The sequence below is a fragment of the uncultured Roseovarius sp. genome (assembly GCF_963972555.1).
In the GTDB taxonomy this organism is placed as follows: domain Bacteria; phylum Pseudomonadota; class Alphaproteobacteria; order Rhodobacterales; family Rhodobacteraceae; genus Roseovarius; species Roseovarius mucosus.
In genome coordinates, this window is the sequence record NZ_CAXAUM010000024.1 from 1 (window position 1) to 18,377 (window position 18,377).

Consider the following 18,377-nt stretch of genomic DNA (forward strand, 5'->3'; position numbering starts at 1 on the left):
GATCTTTTCAGCGGTGCCTTGTCTCAAACAGGCTTGAATTGCGGCGTGCTGTATACTAGCGTGTGCCGTAGATCGGATAGGGAGAACTGGCGCAAGCCAGTGCCGAAGGAGCAACCGCCCCGGAAACTCTCAGGCGCAAGGACCTGCCCGATCCTCGAAACTCTGGAGAGAGCCCGGACGTGACCGGGACGCCGACGGGATAGCGATCTCAGGCAAAAGGACAGAGGGGGCATCGTGGCGCGGCCTGTAATGGGCATGGCGCGAGGGCGGTGCCGGACTGATCGACTGATGATCCGGACCAGAGCAAAGGGAAGGATGCGGATGTCTGATCTGCAAATAACGCCGTTGAATGCATTGCACCGCGAGTTGGGGGCCAAGATGGTGCCCTTCGCGGGCTATGACATGCCGGTGCAATATCCCCTGGGCGTGATGAAGGAACATCTGCATTGCCGCGCCAAGGCGGGGCTGTTCGATGTGAGTCACATGGGGCAGGTGATCTTGCGCGCGCCGGGCGGCTATGCCGCCGTGGCCCAAGCGATGGAAGGGCTCGTACCCGTGGATCTGCTGGGTCTGGGTGTGATGCGGCAACGCTATGGCATGTTCACCAATGACGCGGGCGGTATTCTGGATGATCTGATGCTGGCCAACCGGGGCGATCATATGTTCGTCGTGGTCAATGCCGCCTGCAAGGCCGCCGATATCGCGCATATGCGCGCCGGATTGCCGGGGATCGAGGTGGCAGAGATCACCGACCGCGCGCTCTTGGCCCTGCAAGGCCCCGCTGCAGAGGTGGTGCTGGCGGGGCTGGTGCCGGGCGTGGCCGCGATGCGCTTCATGGATGTGGGCATTTTCGAGAGCACCTTTGGCGAATTGTGGATTTCGCGTTCGGGCTACACCGGCGAGGATGGGTTCGAGATTTCGGTGCCCGAGGCACAGGCAGAGCCGCTCGCGCGCGCACTCCTGGCACATGAGGATGTGGAGCCGATCGGATTGGGCGCGCGTGACAGTTTGCGGCTCGAGGCGGGTTTGTGCCTCTATGGGCATGACATCGACACGGGCACGACGCCGGTCGAGGCAAGTCTGAGTTGGGCGATCCAGAAGGTGCGCCGCGCGGACGGGGCACGTGCGGGCGGGTTTCCCGGCGCAGAGCGTATTCTGGGCGAATTGCAACAGGGTGCGCCGCGCGCCCGAGTGGGCCTGCGCCCCGAGGGCCGCGCGCCGATGCGCGAGGGCACACCACTCTTCGCCACCGCCGAGGGCGGCGAGGCCGTCGGTCACGTGACCTCCGGGGCCTTTGGCCCGACCATCGAGGCGCCGATGTCGATGGGCTATGTCCCTCAGGGCTTGGCGGCCGAGGGCACCGAGTTATACGGTGAGGTGCGCGGCAAACGCCTGCCCGTCCGGGTGGCCAAGCTGCCCTTTACCCCTGCAACTTTCAAACGCTGAGCAACAGGAGCCGGAAAGCGATGAAATTCACCGAAGAACATGAATGGCTGCGCGTCGAGGATGACGTCGTGGTCGTGGGCATCACCGAACACGCCAGCGAGCAATTGGGGGATGTGGTCTTTGTCGATCTGCCCGAAGTGGGCACCGAGGTCAGCAAGGATGACGAGGTGGTGGTGATCGAGAGCGTCAAGGCCGCCTCGGATATTCTCGCCCCGATTGACGGCGAAATCGTCGAGGTCAACGAGGCGCTGATCGACAATCCCGGCAAGGTCAACGAAGATCCGATGGGCGATGCCTGGTTCTTCAAGATCAAGCCGGCCGATCCCAGCCAGATGGACGACTATATGGATGAGGCCGCCTATCAGGCCCATATCGCCTGAGCCCGCCCGCCGGAGGCGCGGATGGCCCAAAAGGGTTTCGGGCCTCCGGCGGGAGTACTTTTGCCAAGAAGAAGCAGCGGGCCAGCGTCATGCCGCCTGCGCGATCTGATGAGGACAAACCCATGTCGTTCAAAGCGACCGATTATCTGCCCTATGACTTCGCCAATCGCCGCCATATCGGCCCCTCGCCCGAGGAAATGAACGAGATGTTCAAGGTTCTGGGCGTCGCATCGCTTGAGGCGCTGATTGACGAGACGGTGCCGAAATCCATCCGCCAGGAAAAGCCGCTCGATTTCGGCAAGCCCAAGTCCGAGCAGGAATTGCAATTCCACATGTGGCAGACCGCGTCCAAGAACAAGGTTCTGACCTCGCTGATTGGCCAAGGCTATCACGGCACGGTGACGCCGCCCGCGATTCAGCGGAACATCTTTGAAAACCCGGCGTGGTATACCGCCTACACCCCCTATCAGCCGGAAATCAGCCAAGGGCGGCTTGAGGCGCTCTTGAACTTTCAGACCATGGTCAGCGATCTGACCGGGTTGGAAATCGCCAATGCCTCGCTTCTGGACGAGGCGACGGCGGCGGCAGAGGCCATGACCATGGCGCAACGTGTGGCCAAGTCCAAGGCCAAGGCGTTTTTCGTCGATGAGAATTGTCACCCGCAAAATATCGCCGTGATCCAGACCCGAGCCGCCCCCTTGGGTATCGAGGTGATCGTCGGCAGCCCGGATGATCTGGAGGCGGACAAGGTGTTTGCCGCGATCTTCCAGTATCCTGGCACCTATGGCACGCTGCGCGACTTCACCCCCGAGATTGCGGCCCTGCATGACAGCGGCGCGCTGGGTATCGTGATTGCCGATCCGTTGGCATTGACCCTGCTCAAGGAGCCGGGGGCCATGGGGGCGGATATCGCCGTGGGTTCGACGCAGCGTTTCGGCGTGCCGGTGGGCTATGGCGGGCCGCATGCCGCCTATATGGCCACCAAGGATACCTACAAGCGGGCCATGCCGGGGCGAATCGTGGGCGTGTCAATCGACAGCCACGGCAACCGCGCCTACCGCCTGAGCCTGCAAACCCGCGAACAGCATATCCGCCGCGAAAAGGCCACGTCGAATGTCTGCACCGCGCAGGCGCTCTTGGCGGTCATGGCGTCGATGTATGCGGTGTTTCACGGCCCCAAGGGCCTGCGCGCCATCGCGCAGCGGATCCACCGCAAGACGGTGCGTTTGGCCAAGGGGCTGGAAGCGGCGGGTTTCCATGTTGAACCGGGCGATTTCTTTGACACGATCACGGTGGATGTCGGCCTCTTGCAGCGTGGCGTGCTGCAATCGGCGGTGCGCGAGGGGATCAATCTGCGCCGCGTGGGGGAAACCAAGATTGGTATCACGCTTGACGAGCGCAGCCGCACCGCGACCATCGAGGCGGTTTGGCGCGCCTTTGGCATCATCATGGAAGATGCCGATTTCACGCCGGAATACCGTATCCCCGATGTTCTGCAGCGCGAGTCCGAGTATCTGACCCACCCGATTTTCCACATGAACCGCGCCGAGACGGAAATGATGCGCTACATGCGGCGGCTGGCGGATCGTGATCTGGCGCTGGATCGCGCGATGATCCCGCTGGGCTCCTGCACGATGAAGCTCAATTCCGCGGCCGAGATGATGCCGGTCAGTTGGCGCGAATTCTCGCTTCTGCACCCCTTTGTGCCCGCCGATCAGGCGCTGGGCTACAAGGAAATGATCGACGACCTGAGCGCCAAGCTCTGTGACATCACCGGCTATGCCGCGATTTCCATGCAGCCCAATTCCGGCGCGCAGGGGGAGTATGCGGGTCTCTTGACCATTGCCGCCTATCACCGGGCGCAGAGGCAAGGGCATCGCCGCGTCTGCCTGATCCCCGTCAGCGCCCACGGCACCAATCCCGCGAGCGCACAGATGGTGGGCTGGGATGTGGTCGTGGTCAAATCCGCCGAGAATGGCGATATCGACGTGGAGGATTTCCGCGCCAAGGCCGAGAAGCACGCCGAGAATCTTGCAGGCTGCATGATCACCTACCCCTCGACCCATGGTGTGTTTGAGGAAACGGTGCGCGAGGTCTGCGAGATCACCCATAGCCACGGCGGTCAGGTCTATATTGACGGGGCCAATATGAACGCCATGGTGGGGCTTGCGCGCCCAGGTGATCTGGGGGGCGATGTGAGCCACCTCAACCTGCACAAGACGTTCTGCATCCCGCATGGCGGAGGCGGTCCCGGCATGGGACCGATTGGCGTCAAGGCGCATCTTGTGCCGCATTTGCCGGGGCATCCCGAAACCGGCGGGGCCGAGGGGTCTGTCAGTGCCGCGCCCTTTGGTTCGCCTTCGCTCTTGCCAATTTCATGGGCCTATTGCCTGATGATGGGTGGTTCCGGGCTGACGCAGGCGACACGGGTGGCGATCCTCAATGCCAATTACATCGCCAAACGGCTCGAAGGGGCCTTTCCGGTGCTCTACAAGGGCCGTGGGGGGCGGGTGGCGCATGAGTGCATCCTTGATGTGCGCCCCTTTGCCGAGAGTGCGGGCGTGACCGTGGATGACATAGCCAAGCGGCTGATCGACTGCGGGTTCCATGCGCCTACGATGAGTTGGCCGGTGGCGGGCACGCTGATGGTGGAACCAACCGAGAGCGAGACCAAGGCCGAGCTTGACCGCTTCTGCGACGCTATGCTGGCCATCCGCGAAGAGATCCGTGACATCGAAGAGGGCCGGATCGACCCGGAAAACAACCCGCTCAAGAATGCGCCGCACACGATGGAGGATCTCGTCAAGGATTGGGATCGGCCCTATAGCCGCGAGCAGGGGTGTTTTCCGCCGGGTGCCTTCCGGGTCGATAAATACTGGCCGCCGGTCAACCGCGTGGACAATGTTTACGGCGACCGGCATCTGATCTGCACCTGCCCGCCGCTGGAAGATTATGCAGAGGCTGCGGAGTAACCGTAGCCGGTGTGAAAAAGAAAAAGACGGCCTTTCGAGGCCGCCTTTTGTCCTGATGAAAAGGCTCTTTTTAAATAATCCGCCCCATAGCAGCCAGCGCGGACAAGCGACAGAAACGGATGCGCCATCACTCAAACGGGCCGCTCTGATCACGTGTTCTCACGCTAGTGTGAAGAACCTGAGTCTGTCATACCCCAAATAGGGTAAGGCCGCGATTAAAGCAGCTTGGCTTTCACCTCAGCCCTCTGGGCCCCCGCTGCTTGCTGGAATTGCCTCTGGCTGGCTGGATAGGGCATCGATTAAACGGGGACGCTTTAAAACGTGCCCGAGACGCTGTAAGGTTACCGATCTCTCACGTTATGGAACATCTCATGGCGCAAAATGCCACTATTTATAAAGTAGAACTCACCGTCTCTGACATGGATCGTCACTATTACGAGACTCACAAGCTGACGGTTGCAAAGCATCCGTCAGAGACGGAAGAACGGTTGATGGTGCGCCTTTTGGCGTTTGCGCTGAATGCCAATGAACGTCTGGAAATGACCAAGGGCCTGTCAACGGATGATGAGCCGGACATTTGGCAAAAAAGCCTGAGTGGGGAGCTGGACGTCTGGGTTGCTCTCGGGCTTCCGAGTGAGAAAGTGCTACGACAATCTTGTGGCAAGGCCCAAAGGGTGATCGTCTATCCCTATGGTGGCAGGACGGCCGAGATGTGGTGGGACAAGATCAAGAACGGCGTCACCCGGTTTGACAATCTTCAGGTGATCAATTTTTCCGAGGCTGAAACGGACGAATTGAAGAAAATGGCCAACCGCACGATGAAGCTCCAGATCAATATCCAAGACGGCGATGTGATGGTCAGTGTCGGAGAGAGTATCGTTTACGTGACCCCGCAAGAATGGAAGAGCGCCGCGTAAACCGCGATTTGCGCCGCAAACCGGGTTCAGCGGGGTTTGCGCTCAATGCCTCCAGCGGGGGACATCAATCTGCGAGCAAAGGTGTGAGCCGGTCGAGAACCCGGCGCCAATGCCGAAAGAATGCCAGTTGCCCGGCCTCCTCGAGCAGATGGAATTCGATCCAGGGGTAGTCGCGGCGGAACTCTTCCAAAGTGGCCAGCGGCACCTGCGGATCATCGGTGCCGTTCAGGAAGATGAGCGGCAGCTTGCTGCGCAGCGCCTCAACCTCGCTACTCCAATCCTCGAGTTGGCCAGAGACAAGCTGTCGCGCGAAGGCCTCATGCGCGGAATGGGTGTCGGAGAGGGCCACTTCCGACCCTGTTGCGAGCGCCTCGAAGGCCTCTGGATCTTCGATCACTGCCACGTCGGCGGTAGAGTTGCCGTAGACCGCGTGCAAAAAGTTACGCTTGCCAATCTTGCGCGCAAGCAAAAAGCCCGCCTTGACCATGAAGGGCAACAGATGCGGCGTGTACTTGGCACCTGCGAGGATGAAACGGTGCCATTTATGCATCCGCTCGAACTGCTCGCGGCGGGTGAGTGGTAACATGCCGGAACAGGCCACGATCCCGCTGAAAGCAAGGGGATTGAGCCGGGCCAGCTTGACCGCATAAAAGGCATCGCCGCTGAGGCAGAGGATGGGACAGCGCGTCACCCCCTCGGCACGTAGGACGCGTATTGTGTCATCGCAGAGCGCCGAGTCATAATCCGCGCCCCGCGTCACCATATCCGACAGGCCATAGCCGGGGCGCAGAGGCACGATTACCTTGAGCCCCCGCAGCGTGGCACAGGTTTCAGCCGATGCAGGCCAGCGGACCAGTCCGAAATCTAGTGGTAGATAGAGCACAGGGCGCCCGCGTGGGACCCCGAGGATCAGATAATCCACCCGCCGACCGTCTGGCATGACCAAGGACTTGTAATCCCGCTCTGACAGGGTCGCATAACCCCGGCTGACAACATGCGGGCCGGGTGCTGCGCGCACGGTCATCGCCGTCATGTCGATCATCGAGAGCGCAAGGCGTACCAGTTCGAGTTGCGAATGGGTCTCGGTTTTGGCGAGCAGTGATTTGATCTGGGCGCGCACGGTGTCCACAGAGCGCCCGCGCTCGGCGGCAATCTCGCTGACGCCGCGACAATCAACCAGATGGCACAGGATATCGGCCTCGGTCTGGGTCAGTTCGAAGGCCTCGATCAATATCTCGCAGAAACCCGGCGGCATGCTGATTTCATTGGAGGCGGCGAGCACCAGAATCGTGCCATCGGGGGCAATACAGCGTTGCAGCCGAAAGACGATCAACTGCCCGGCCTGCACCGACCGCACCCGCAAGACGGCAGTATCCTTTTCCCGACTGTCGAACAAAATCTCGAGCGCCCCCGCGAGCGCGTCCATATCGGCCTCGTGGATGGGCAGATCACAGAGACGCGCGTTTGCAGCCAGGGCCATGGCCTGATGTGCGGCGGGGTTGGCGGCGCGGATGTGGCGGCAGCGATCCAGCAAGAGGGCCGGCACCCGGTCGAACGGGGCCAGCATGGCGTCCAAACTTTTGTGATCCGCATCCTCAGGTGCCAGACGATCGAGGAACTCGGTGGCGCGGCGGAAATGCTCTGATATCTGCGGCTCGTCCAGCAGACGCGGCGCGGTCAAATCGACATGCGCGCGCAGGGGGCCGATTGCGCTCTCCCAATGGTCGAGCAGCGCCTCGTAGCGCGCAGGATCAAGGGCGACATCATAAAGCCGATCAATCGCTGCCGCCCGGTCCGCGTCGGACAGGGTGACAACGTCGATTTGATCCGTCATGCGCCGGGTCGATGTCATGCCTGAAATCCGATGAGGTAAAATTGGGCCGAAGCCATGACTCAGTCATGCAGAAATGGCGTTTTAAAGGCAAATGAAAAGTTCTTTCTTGGTTTCAGATGTCCAAAAGACAGGCGAAGTGATCTTTCAGACTAGCCCAGATTTCCTCGTTCGCTGCGCTGAGCAAAACGCCCTTGGTGATCGAAGTGTTGTAATCGCGCCCGTCCAGCATCCGCGCTACGCCGCCTGCCTGCTGGCAGATGAGCACGCCCGCGGCGTGATCCCATGGGTTCAGAACATCCGACAGGACAAAATCGACGGCCCCCTGCGCCAGCAGACGGTATTCATGGCACGAGCAGCGCAGCGCGATGCAGCGCGCAAGCGCGGGCAGCAAGGGGGCCACCTTATCCTGCCGAGCCTGTGTCATAAGGTAGTAGTGCATGTAGCCCTGCAACTCAGACAAGGCGCCGCCAGAAGACACGCGCACCGGACGCTCGGCGCCCTGAACCGCAGCCATCCGGGCCGGATTGACCTCGTCCGCGATGATCCAGTCGTCCGAGACTGGATCGTAAAGCAGCCCCAGAACCGGGCGGCCAAAGCGGGTGACGGCGATGATCACACCAAAGAGCGGCAGGCCGTGCACGAAATTCCAGGTGCCGTCCACCGGGTCGATGATGAAGGCCAGCTCCGCCTCGGACACATCCTCGCGCAGGGCCGGTTTGACCGCGACTGCCTCTTCGCCTACGATCAACGCATGGGGAAACATCCGTTGCAGGCCCCGCGACAGCATTGCCTCGGCCTGATGATCGGCCTCTGTCACCAGATCATGCGGGCCGGATTTGGTAATGGCCTCGGCCCGCGTCACGGTGCGAAAGCGCGGTATGATTTCGGCGCGCGCGGCGCGGCGCACCAGGTTGACCAGCATGGTCTGTTGCGCGGGCGTCAGCGGAGCAGAGAGCGGGATCGGCAGCGAATCGGTCATGTCATCTCCTGTCGGTGCCCCGGTGGAGTGCCAGCCTTGAGGTCTGAAATCAACGCGGTAATGGCCAGAAAAACCGGGGGTTTCACCCCCGGACCCCCAGAGTATTTCGCCCATAAAGAACCAAGTCCGCAGAGGTCATTCGCGCGCGCGCAAGGTCCGGGCGGGGCGGGCGCGCAACGGCCCCAAGGCAAAGACCAAGCCTGCCAGCAGCGTCACCATCATGCCGCCCAGAATAATCGCAAGTGCAGAGGGCCAGATCACGCGGAAGGGCGTGTCCATCACGAAATGACTGACCGCCCAACCGCCGCCGATCCCCGCCCCAAGCGCCACGAGCCCCGCCGCCCCTCCGAGTATGAGCGCGCGCAAGACGAGGCTCGAGAGAATTCTGGCGCGCGTGGCCCCGAGGGTCTTGAGGATGGCGGCCTCGTAGGTGCGCGCGCGCTGATCCGCCGCCGCCGCGCCGATGAGTACGAGAAAGCCTGTGAGCAGCGTGACTGACGCGCCCCAGGAGGTCGCCGACGCGAGACCGGCCAGAAGGTCGGTCACCTGGGTCAGCGCATCGCGGACGTTGATGGCAGTGACATTGGGAAAGCGGTCGGTCACATCGCGCAGGATCTGTTCCTCGGACGCCAGATCATCGACATAGACCGTGGCGATGAAGGTGTGCGGCGCGCCCGCCACCGCTGCCGGGTTCATCAGCAGGACAAAGCCCATGCCGACGCTGGAGAAATCCACCTCGCGCAGCGAGGTGATGGGGGCGGTGATGTCACGCCCGAGAATATTCACGGTGATCTCGTCGCCGAGGCCGATGCCCATTTCCATGGCCTCTTCGGCGGCAAAGCTGAGTTGCGGCGCACCGGTATAGCCCTCGCCCCACCATGTGCCTTCTATGATCTTGGTGCGAGCGGGCAGGGCATCGGCGTAGCTCACGGCGCGGTCGCCCTCGACCACCCAATGTCCGGGGGCAACCTCGGTCGCGGGGCGGCCGTTGATGCGGCTGATGATGCCGCGCAACATTGGCGCGCTGTCGATACGGCTGACGGCGGGGTCACTCTCCAACCGGTCGAGGAACCATGCCATCTGGTCCTTTTGCAGATCGACAAAGAAGAAGGAGGGCGCGCGTTCGGGAAGGTCGGCGGCAATGGCGCGGCGCAGGTTGCCGTCGATCTGACCGACGGCGGCCAACACCGCGAGGCCCAGACCAAGCGAGAGCATGACTGGCCCCGCAGTGGTGCCCGGCCCGCCGATGGCGCCCAAGGCCCAGCCTAAGGCGGGGCGACCCCGCAGGCGGGGGCGTAAGCTGCGGGCCAGTTTTTGCACCAGCATGGCCGCCAAGGACAGCACGAAAAGTGCGGCCCCGATGCCGCCAGCGGTCCAGAGTGTGAGGGGCAGATTGCCGGAAAAGAGGATGGCGGCCACAAGCAGGGCGGCAATGAGACCGAACGTGGTTGCGATCCATGGCCAGCCCGGCCAGCGGCGGGCGGCCCCCGCCGCTTCGCGGTAGAGGGCGGCGGCGCGAACTTCACGCGCGCGGGCGAGCGGCCATAGCGTGAAGATGAGCACGCTCAGCACGCTGTAGAGTGCGGCCTCGGCCATTGGGGCGGCGTAGGGCGAAAAGATCGCGGGCACGGGCAAGCGCGCCGCGATGACGGGCCCCAGGAGCACCGGCAGGCCCACGCCGAGGATCAGACCCCCGAGGATACCGATCAGGGCCAGAACCCCGACTTGGATGAAATAGGTCAGGAAAATCGTGCGTTGATCCGCCCCGAGAGTGCGTAATGTGGCGATGACCTTCACCTTGCCGGCGAGATAGGCGCGCAACGCAGCAGAAATGCCGACACCACCCACGGCGAGGCCCGAGAGCCCCACGAGCACCAGAAAGGCCCCCAGCCGGGTCACGAACTCGGCGACACGCGGGCTGGCGTTGCGGGCATCGGACCAGCGAAAGCCAGAGCCATCCAACTCTTGCATCACACGGGTCTCGAAGGCGGCAAGATCGGTGCCCTCGGCCAGATCGAGGCGGTATTTGGTGGTGAAGAGCGAGCCTGCGCTGAGAAGGCCAGAACCGTCGAGATTGGCGCGGCTGACGATGGTGCGGGGGCCAAGGCCAAAGCCTGCGCGGGTTTGATCCGGCTCTTTCACCAGTTCGGCCATCAGTCGAAACTCGCGCTCGCCCAAGCGAAAGGTGTCGCCCACCTTGATCCCCAGACGCGCCGCGAGAATGGGCTGCATGACGGCGCCGGGCAGGCCTCCGGAACCACCGAACGCCACATCGAGCGGCATGTCGGGGGAAAGAACCACGGCGCCAACCAAAGGATAGGCGTGATCCACCGCCTTGAGTTGGGTCAGTTCGCGCCGCCCGTCCGGGGCGATGGCCATGGAGCGGAAATCGGCGATCTCCGAGACGGCATCGGCATTGCGGGCCATCAAGGCGTATTCGTCCGCGGTGGCGAAGCGATAGGTCAGCTCGAGTTCCGCATCGCCGCCAAGGATTGCCGCCCCTTGCTCGATCATGCCGGCGCGGATGCTCTCGCGCAGGGTGCCGACGGCGGCAATCGCCGCCACGCCAAGGATCACGCAGGCGAGAAAGATGCGAAATCCACGCAATCCACCGCGCAATTCGCGCCGGGCCAGGCGAGCCGCGATGCGCAGGCTCATGCGGTGCCCTCAATGCGGCCATCGCGCAGGCTGACCACGCGGTCGCAGCGCGCGGCAAGCTCGGGATCATGGGTCACGAGCACGAGGGTCGCGCCATGCCGGTCGCGCAGGCCAAAGAGCAGGTCGATGATCGCGGCCCCTGTGGTGCTGTCGAGGTTGCCGGTGGGTTCATCCGCGAGGATGATGGCGGGGCGGGGCGCTGCGGCGCGCGCAAGCGCCACGCGCTGTTGCTCCCCGCCCGAAAGTTGCGACGGGTAATGCCCTGCGCGTGTGGCAAGGCCCACGGCGGCCAGTTCCTCGAGCGCGCGGGCATGGGCATCCGCCGCCCCCGCCAACTCGAGCGGGGTTGCCACATTCTCGAGCGCGGTCATCGTTGGAATGAGGTGAAAGGATTGGAACACGACGCCGAAATTCTCGCGCCGCAGGCGGGCCAACTGATCCTCGTTCATGGCCGACAGGTTGCTGTCCAAGGCGGTGATATGGCCAGAAGTGGCGCGCTCCAACCCACCCATGAGCATCAAGAGCGAAGATTTGCCGGAACCCGAGGGGCCGATCAGGCCGAGGGTCTCGCCCTTGTGGACATCCAGGGTAATCCCGTGAAGTATGTGCACAAGACCGGCATTCCCCTCCAGAGACAAGGTGATGTCGGAGAGGGACAGGATAGGAGAACTCATGCGTTTGCGCCTGATTTACAAAGGTTTTCTGTCATATGGGGTGCTGCGGCCTCTGGGCAAGGTGGTAGCGGCGTTTCTCTGCCTTGTCAGCCCCGTGATGGCGGATGAGCCGGTCACGGTTCTGGCATTGGGGGATAGCCTGACCCAGGGCTACGGTCTGCCCGAGCAGGATGGGCTGGTGCCGCAGATGCAGAAATGGCTGGATGATCAAGGGGTTGAGGCCACGCTGATCAATGCGGGCGTGTCTGGGGATACCACTGCGGGCGGGGCTGCGCGAGTGGAGTGGAGCCTGACACCCGAGGTGGATGCGATGATCGTGGCGCTGGGTGGCAATGATCTCTTGCGCGGGATTGATCCGGCAGTCAGCCGTGACAATCTCGAAGTGATCCTGCAGGTCGCGCAGGCCAAGGGTGTTGAGGTCTTGCTGGTCGGGCTGACGGCGCCGGGCAATTACGGCCCAGAGTATAAGACGGCGTTTGATGCGATCTACCCCGAATTGTCAGAGGATTATGGTGCCCTCCTTGCCCCGGACTTCTTTGCTGGTCTTGGTGGTGGCGATCCTGCGGCTCTGCAGCGGTGGTTTCAGGCGGATGGCATTCATCCGAATGCCGATGGGGTGGCGCGCATCGTCGAAGGGTTGGGTCCAAGTGTGCTGGCCTTGATTGAGGCAGCAACGGCGGAATAGCACCGACGGCCCTACCCCCAGCGTTCACGGAGGCCAAAGCGCTTTGCCATATCGGGCAGGGCATCACAAAGCATGTCGATGAAGGCGGCGGCAATAGGGCTGGGGGTGCGCCCGTCGCGGACCAGCAGGCTGACGCGGCGCTGACAGGCGGGATCGGCCAGAGGTCGTGTGACTACGCCCGAGGGCAAGGCGCGGGTGGCCAGACCGGGCAGGATCGTATCGCCTGCGTCGGCCTGGACCATCGCCAAGAGTGAGGTCAGGTTGCGCACTGACAGGCGCGCCTGTGCCGCCAGAGTGCGGAACTCGGGCGTCGCAAGCCCGCTCAGGGTTTCGTTCAGGATCAATCGCTCTCCGGTCAGTTGATGCCATGCCAGCGGGCGTGGCTGTGAGGCGAGCGGATGCGCCGCATTGCAGACAAATACCAGCGGATCAGTGAAAAGTGGGATGGCGCGCAGACCGTCAGCTTCTCCGGCGGGGCTGGCCAGACCAAGGTCGGTTTCGCCGCGCAAGAGCATCTCGCGGACGCTGGCGCTGTCGGTATCGTAGAGGTCAATTTCGGCCTCGGGGCGAGCTTGTACAAAGGTCTTGAGAACGGCGGGCAGGATCAGCGCTGCGACCGAGGGCACCGCCGCGATCCGCAGCCGCCCAGAATAGCCCCGCGCATAACCGGCGATCAGCTCCAGCGCGCGGTCATGCTCGCGAAGGAGAGGCCCCACAACATCAAGCACGAATGCGCCAAGGTCCGTCAGCTTGCTCTTGCGGTCGCTTTCGAACAGGGGGCCGCCCAACTCCGCCTCAAGCTGTTTGAGGGTCATCGAGACCGCCGATTGCGTCCGGCACAAGATTTCCGCCGCATCCCGGATGTTGCCATGTTCGGTGACGGTGACAAAGGCGCGAAGGGCTTCGGTCCGGATCATGGCTGGCCTGTTGCATGTTTCAGGGAAACTGAAGTTGAGTGCAGTTATATTTGTTTGCCTTAATTCGGTCAATCGCGGATCGTCTGGCGGAGGCGGGCATGGCCCGCCACAAGGGTGACTCGACGGAAAAGGAAGAACGGATGACGGCGCAGCAGACCGGAAATTTCATTGCAGGTGTATGGCGCGACTCCGAGGTACGCATTGAGAATCGCAACCCGTCGGATGTATCGGACTTGATCGGCAATTATGCGCAGGCGGATCGCCCGGAATTGGAAGAGGCGATTGCCGCAGCGCGGGCTGCACAGCCGGCCTGGTGGGCGGCGGGCATTCAGAAACGCCATGACGTGCTGATGGCGATTGGCACGGAGTTGATGGCACGCAGCCCGGAGATCGGTGCACTCGTTGCCCGTGAAGAAGGCAAGCCGCGCGCCGAAGGCGTGGGCGAAGTGTATCGCGCCGGGCAGTTTTTCACGTACTATGCCGCCGAAGTGCTGCGCCAGATGGGGGATTTCGCCCAGAGTGTGCGCTCCGACATTGATATTGACGTGCGCCGGGAACCTGTGGGTGTGGTGGCGATTGTCAGCCCTTGGAATTTTCCTGTGGCGACACCTGCGTGGAAGATCGCCCCAGCCTTGGCCTTTGGCAATGCTGTGGTCTGGAAACCGGCCAATCTGACCCCGGCCAGCGCGGTCGCGCTGGCAGAGATCATCGCAAGGCAGGATATGCCACGCGGCCTGTTCAACCTTGTCATGGGGCCGGGGCGCGCAGTAGGCGAGGCGCTGGTGTCACATCCGGGTATTGATGCCATCAGCTTTACCGGCTCGGTCAGTGTCGGACGTGGCATCGCGGCTGCGGCGGTGCCGAACATGACCAAGGTGCAGATGGAAATGGGATCGAAGAACCCGATGCTGATCCTTGACGATGCCGATCTGGACCTTGCGGTGGCACATGCGACAGGCGCAGCCTTTGGCGGCACCGGGCAGAAATGCACGGCAGCCTCGCGCTTGATTGTGCATGCGGCGGTGCATGATGAGTTTGTCGCGCGGCTGGTGGATGCAGCCCGTGCGCTCAAGGTCGGGCACGCGTTGGAGGAGGGCACACAGATCGGGCCGGTTGTCAGCGCCGGGCAACTCGCGCAAAATCTGGCTTATATCGAACAGGGTCGGGCAGAGGGAGCAGAGCTTTTGTGTGGCGGAGAGCGGTTGGAGCGCGCGACCGAAGGCTATTACATGGCCCCGGCGGTCTTTGCGGGCACACGCAATGACATGGGCTTGAACCGCGAGGAAATGTTCGCGCCGATCACCTACGTGATCAAGGTGGACAGCTACGACGAGGCGCTGAGCGTTGCCAATGACAGCGAATTCGGTCTGACCGCCGGGATCATGACGCGCAGTCTGGCGCGTGCCAATCATTTTCGCGCGCACATGCGGGCAGGCACGGTAATGGTGAACCTGCCCACCGCGGGCACCGATTACCATGTGCCCTTTGGCGGGCGCGGTGCGTCTAGTTTTGGATCGCGCGAACAGGGTCAGTATGCCGCTGAGTTTTACACCACGGTCAAGACAGCCTATGTCGCGCGGGGACTGCCGGAATGAGCATGGTGATCGACGGGCTGCAATATGCCAACTGGTCGGAAAAGATCTTTCGCCAGATGCGCGCAGGTGGCGTGGACGCGGTGCATGTCACGATCACCTATCACGAGAATTTCCGCGAAACGGTGCTGAAAATCGAGGCGTGGAACCGACACTTCGAGCGGTTTCCCGATCTGATCTTTCAGGGGTTCGAGGCCGGGGACGTGACCCGCGCAAAAGAGACCGGGCGCACCGCGATTTTCTTTGGCGCACAAAACCCAAGCTGTATCGAGGATGATATCGGGCTGGTCGAGGTATTGCACCGACTGGGCCTGCGGTTCATGCAATTGACCTATAACAACCAATCCCTTTTGGCCACGGGCTGTTACGAGGCAGAGGACACCGGCCTCACACGGATGGGGCGCGAGGTGGTTACGGAGATGAACCGCGTCGGTCTGGTCGTGGACATGAGCCATTCGGGCGAGCGCTCCACGCTCGATGCAATTGCCCATTCGAGCCGCCCGATTGCCATCACTCACGCCAACCCCGCCACGTGGCACCCCGCGCGGCGCAACAAATCCGATCGGGTTCTGGCGGCCCTGGCCGAAAGCGGTGGCATGCTGGGCTTTTCGCTTTATCCGCATCACCTCAAGGGCGGCGGTGCCTGCACCGTTCATGACTTCTGCGAGATGGTGGCGCGCACCGCCGAAAGGATGGGGCCAGAGCGGCTGGGGATCGGCAGTGATCTTTGTCAGGATCAACCCGACTCGGTCGTGGAATGGATGCGGAGCGGCCGGTGGACCAAAGCGGTGGACTTTGGCGAAGGCAGCGCTGATGCGCCGGGGTTTCCGCCAATGCCGGATTGGTTTCAGGACAACCGGCATTTTGGTGCGATTGCCGAAGGGCTGCATGCGGTGGGGATGAGCGGGCCAGAGGTCGAGGGTATCATGGGGGGCAATTGGCTGAGGTTCTTCGATGAAGCGTTCGGGCCAGACGGAGCCGCTCGATGACCTGCGGCGCCCTCAATCCGATGCCAGAGGCCACGCCGTATCGGCGCAGTCCTGATACAGTGATGCGGCTGGCGCGAATGGGCGCGGCCCATCCGACCCGCCTTTCTTTTCTGCGCCAGATGTTGCGCAGAATGCAAAACGAGAACTGGCGATTTGAGCGTCCGGTCTGGGAATTTGACGCGCGAGGTCAAGGGCGGGCGGTTTACTGCGCCATTGGACCGGAGCGGACCTATAGCCTTGTGGCCTTTGGCCATGACCTGCCCGACGAGATGCGGTCGGATCGGGTGATTGCCACCGCTTGGGATGCGACTTTCACGCTGTTTGATGGCGTGCCCGACGCAGACGATCTGGCCCGTCTGGAGCGCAATGTGCCGTTGCAAGAGGCTGGGCGCGTGAGCGTGCGGGAATTGAGCCTGAGCCGTGCCAACAAATCGGTGCGCCTCTTTGACCATGTGGTCGCTCGTTTGGCCGCAGGGCAACAGCCCGATGCGGCGAAATTGGCCGAAACCGGCTATCTCATGCGCACCACTGCGGTTTATGGATCGGGCAAGTTCGGCGCCGCGGACCGCGCGCAGATTGCGGATCGCCCGGAAATGCGCGCACCCTTTCAGGCAGAGATGCTCTCGGTCTGGCTGACGCGGGCCTATACGGTCGATCTGGTCGAGCATCTGGCGCAGATGCGGGGCGGTGCCTGCGCTGTGGCCTTGGCTCCGGAGTTGCGGCGCATGTTGGGGGTCGGCAATTCTACCGGGCTTGGGATGGCCCCATTTCTGGTGCGGCATCCGGTCTTGCTCAACAACTGGATGATGGCGCGGGAAGAAGCGCTGGCGCGGGTGCGCGCCCAACGGACCGCCACGCCCGAGACATTGGCGGGATTCGACGCGGCGCTGAAGGCCGCGCAGGAGAATGCGCAAGGTTGGCAGAGCGGGCACCTGGTGCAACAGGCGCGATTGCTGGAGTTGCGCAACGGTTTGGACGCGGTCGCCGCGCATATGCGTGACGTCTGGGATCGCTTGGGCGATCATCCCTGGGATGCGCTCTGGCGCTGGGCCGAGGCGCGGCTGCCGCTTGAGGCACAAGAGGCGCTGGCCGCCGCGATGATAGAACCGCATGGTGACCTCGTGGATGGTCTGGCCGAATGTATGGCCGCCGACGAAGACAGTGCCTTTGGCATCGATGGGTCGATGACGGTGGCGCGGGTGCGGGCGCTTTTGTCCGAGCGATACAGTTGGGCAATGGGGCTGGATCACGGTACGCCGGCGGGCTGCGCGCGGTTCTGGTATGTCTCCGAGGAAAAGCTTGAGCCGCGTTTGGGGGAACGGGCGGCAGAGCCGGGGGCGGAACGGGAACTTCCGCTGGATATCTCGCGGCAGGCAGTGGCCTTGGCGCGGGCGCTCGCGGATTGGCCCGAGGATACGCCGATTGCAAAGGTCCTGCTGGCCCAGCCCGAGCATCGCCACATGCTCCGCCGGGTGCAGATGGCAGCGATGCGGCCCTATGCCGAGGTGCGCGACAATCTGATTGCCGCCGATGTTCTGCCGATTGACCTCTTGCGCTGCAAGCTGGCGTTCTTTGGCGCGACGCGGTTTGATCCGCGCTCGGATCGTTGGGTGCGGATCAGCCTCTTTCAGGGCGCGCCCTATCCACAGGATCTGGCGGCGGGGGCGGATACATGAGCGAGATGGCCCAAGACCCGACACGAGCAGGTTCAGAACCGCCGGATTGGGCGGGCGAGGTGATGCAACTGTCGCAGTCCGAAATCACGGCCCTCGCCACCAAGGCGGCGCGGGGCGCGGGGCTAAGCTGGGGCGAGGCGGAAGAGGCGGGCTGGGCCTGTTGCTGGTTGGCGCGGGCCGGTCTGCCGGCCCCTACGATGCTATTGCGGGCTCTGGACGCGGAATCAGCGGCCAGCCCGTTGCGCGCGGGAATCCGGCTGATGGACCAAGCCGGAGGTCCGGAGTGGACGGGCGCGCTGCCTGTAACCCTTGAGGATTTGGTCGAGCCGGTGCTGCTCGTGCCTTTCCTGGCGCAGGCGGCCGAGCGGTTGGGCGCACCGGTGGATTTGGACCTTGGGTCAGAAACGATCTGTCTGACCGGGCGAGAGCCAGTGCCGGATCTATCCGCGCTGCGCGAGATTTGCCACAGAACTGGCGCTCGGGTGACGATCAGCGTGTCGCAATCCAGCGGGGCCGCGGCACCGGGCCGGTTTGACGGACGGATCGAGCGGGGCGTGTGGCAGTCGCTGGATGCCCTCGCCCTTCTGACGACCGTTCCCGCATCGGAGGTGTCACGGCAACGGGCCGGGGCACAATCGAGCGACAATGACTGAGCACC

General features: G+C 63.0%; 14 protein-coding genes and 1 riboswitch. Of the genes, 9 read left to right on the top strand and 5 right to left on the bottom strand.

Annotated elements, in window-relative coordinates:
• Positions 1-68: 68 nt before the first annotated feature.
• Positions 69-155, top strand: a riboswitch (glycine riboswitch).
• A gap of 166 nt (positions 156-321) precedes the next feature.
• The 4 genes from gcvT (at position 322) to AACZ65_RS16800 (ending at position 5,715) form a co-directional block, all read left to right on the top strand.
• The gene (gcvT, locus tag AACZ65_RS16785; RefSeq protein WP_339672790.1) at positions 322-1,446 is read left to right on the top strand and encodes a glycine cleavage system aminomethyltransferase GcvT; all 1,125 of its coding nucleotides are present in this window, start codon (positions 322-324) and stop codon (positions 1,444-1,446) included.
• Positions 1,447-1,466: 20 nt separating this feature from the next.
• Positions 1,467-1,826, top strand: coding sequence for a glycine cleavage system protein GcvH (gcvH, locus tag AACZ65_RS16790; RefSeq protein ID WP_297542206.1), 360 nt, complete (start codon positions 1,467-1,469; stop codon positions 1,824-1,826).
• A 122-nt stretch (positions 1,827-1,948) separates the two neighbouring features.
• The gene (gcvP, locus tag AACZ65_RS16795; RefSeq protein WP_339672792.1) at positions 1,949-4,798 is read left to right on the top strand and encodes an aminomethyl-transferring glycine dehydrogenase; all 2,850 of its coding nucleotides are present in this window, start codon (positions 1,949-1,951) and stop codon (positions 4,796-4,798) included.
• A gap of 371 nt (positions 4,799-5,169) precedes the next feature.
• Entirely contained in the window at positions 5,170-5,715 is a 546-nt protein-coding gene (locus AACZ65_RS16800; RefSeq protein WP_339672795.1) for a YaeQ family protein, read from the top strand.
• Between the two features lie 64 nt (positions 5,716-5,779).
• Here the strand turns inward: AACZ65_RS16800 and AACZ65_RS16805 are convergent, their stop codons facing one another.
• The 4 genes from AACZ65_RS16805 to AACZ65_RS16820 form a co-directional block, all read right to left on the bottom strand.
• Complete coding sequence (locus AACZ65_RS16805) at positions 5,780-7,549, bottom strand: helix-turn-helix transcriptional regulator (protein WP_339672797.1); 1,770 nt, start codon at positions 7,547-7,549, stop codon at positions 5,780-5,782.
• Positions 7,550-7,661: 112 nt separating this feature from the next.
• Positions 7,662-8,528 carry an inositol monophosphatase gene (locus AACZ65_RS16810; protein WP_339672799.1) on the bottom strand — a complete coding sequence of 289 codons (867 nt, stop codon included), beginning with the start codon at positions 8,526-8,528 and terminating at the stop codon, positions 7,662-7,664.
• 135 nt (positions 8,529-8,663) lie between these two features.
• Positions 8,664-11,186 carry an FtsX-like permease family protein gene (locus tag AACZ65_RS16815; RefSeq protein WP_339672802.1) on the bottom strand — a complete coding sequence of 841 codons (2,523 nt, stop codon included), beginning with the start codon at positions 11,184-11,186 and terminating at the stop codon, positions 8,664-8,666.
• Positions 11,183-11,860: an ATP-binding cassette domain-containing protein gene (locus AACZ65_RS16820; RefSeq protein ID WP_339672804.1), complete on the bottom strand. Its 678-nt coding sequence runs from the start codon at positions 11,858-11,860 to the stop codon at positions 11,183-11,185. The genes AACZ65_RS16815 and AACZ65_RS16820 overlap by 4 nt, the downstream gene beginning before the upstream one ends.
• Between AACZ65_RS16820 and AACZ65_RS16825 the strand changes: the two genes are divergently transcribed.
• Positions 11,859-12,545, top strand: coding sequence for an arylesterase (locus tag AACZ65_RS16825; protein ID WP_339672806.1), 687 nt, complete (start codon positions 11,859-11,861; stop codon positions 12,543-12,545). The two genes, AACZ65_RS16820 and AACZ65_RS16825, sit on opposite strands and share 2 nt — an antisense overlap.
• Before the next feature lie 11 nt (positions 12,546-12,556).
• On the opposite strand, the gene AACZ65_RS16830 is transcribed toward AACZ65_RS16825, so the two are convergent.
• A complete protein-coding gene (locus AACZ65_RS16830) occupies positions 12,557-13,462 on the bottom strand; it encodes a LysR family transcriptional regulator (protein ID WP_339672808.1) in 906 nt (301 codons plus the stop codon).
• Positions 13,463-13,602: 140 nt separating this feature from the next.
• Here AACZ65_RS16830 and AACZ65_RS16835 point away from each other — a divergent pair, with 140 nt between their 5' ends.
• The 4 genes from AACZ65_RS16835 to AACZ65_RS16850 are packed head-to-tail and all read left to right on the top strand — an operon-like array spanning position 13,603 to position 18,372.
• The gene (locus AACZ65_RS16835) at positions 13,603-15,057 is read left to right on the top strand and encodes an aldehyde dehydrogenase family protein (protein ID WP_339672869.1); all 1,455 of its coding nucleotides are present in this window, start codon (positions 13,603-13,605) and stop codon (positions 15,055-15,057) included.
• On the top strand, positions 15,054-16,043 hold the full coding sequence (locus tag AACZ65_RS16840) for a membrane dipeptidase (protein WP_339672810.1): 990 nt from the start codon (positions 15,054-15,056) through the stop codon (positions 16,041-16,043). Before AACZ65_RS16835 ends, AACZ65_RS16840 begins: the two co-directional genes overlap by 4 nt.
• Positions 16,040-17,719: a hypothetical protein gene (locus AACZ65_RS16845; protein WP_339672812.1), complete on the top strand. Its 1,680-nt coding sequence runs from the start codon at positions 16,040-16,042 to the stop codon at positions 17,717-17,719. The genes AACZ65_RS16840 and AACZ65_RS16845 overlap by 4 nt, the downstream gene beginning before the upstream one ends.
• Positions 17,716-18,372 carry a DUF3726 domain-containing protein gene (locus AACZ65_RS16850; RefSeq protein WP_339672815.1) on the top strand — a complete coding sequence of 219 codons (657 nt, stop codon included), beginning with the start codon at positions 17,716-17,718 and terminating at the stop codon, positions 18,370-18,372. The genes AACZ65_RS16845 and AACZ65_RS16850 overlap by 4 nt, the downstream gene beginning before the upstream one ends.
• Positions 18,373-18,377 lie beyond the last annotated feature (5 nt).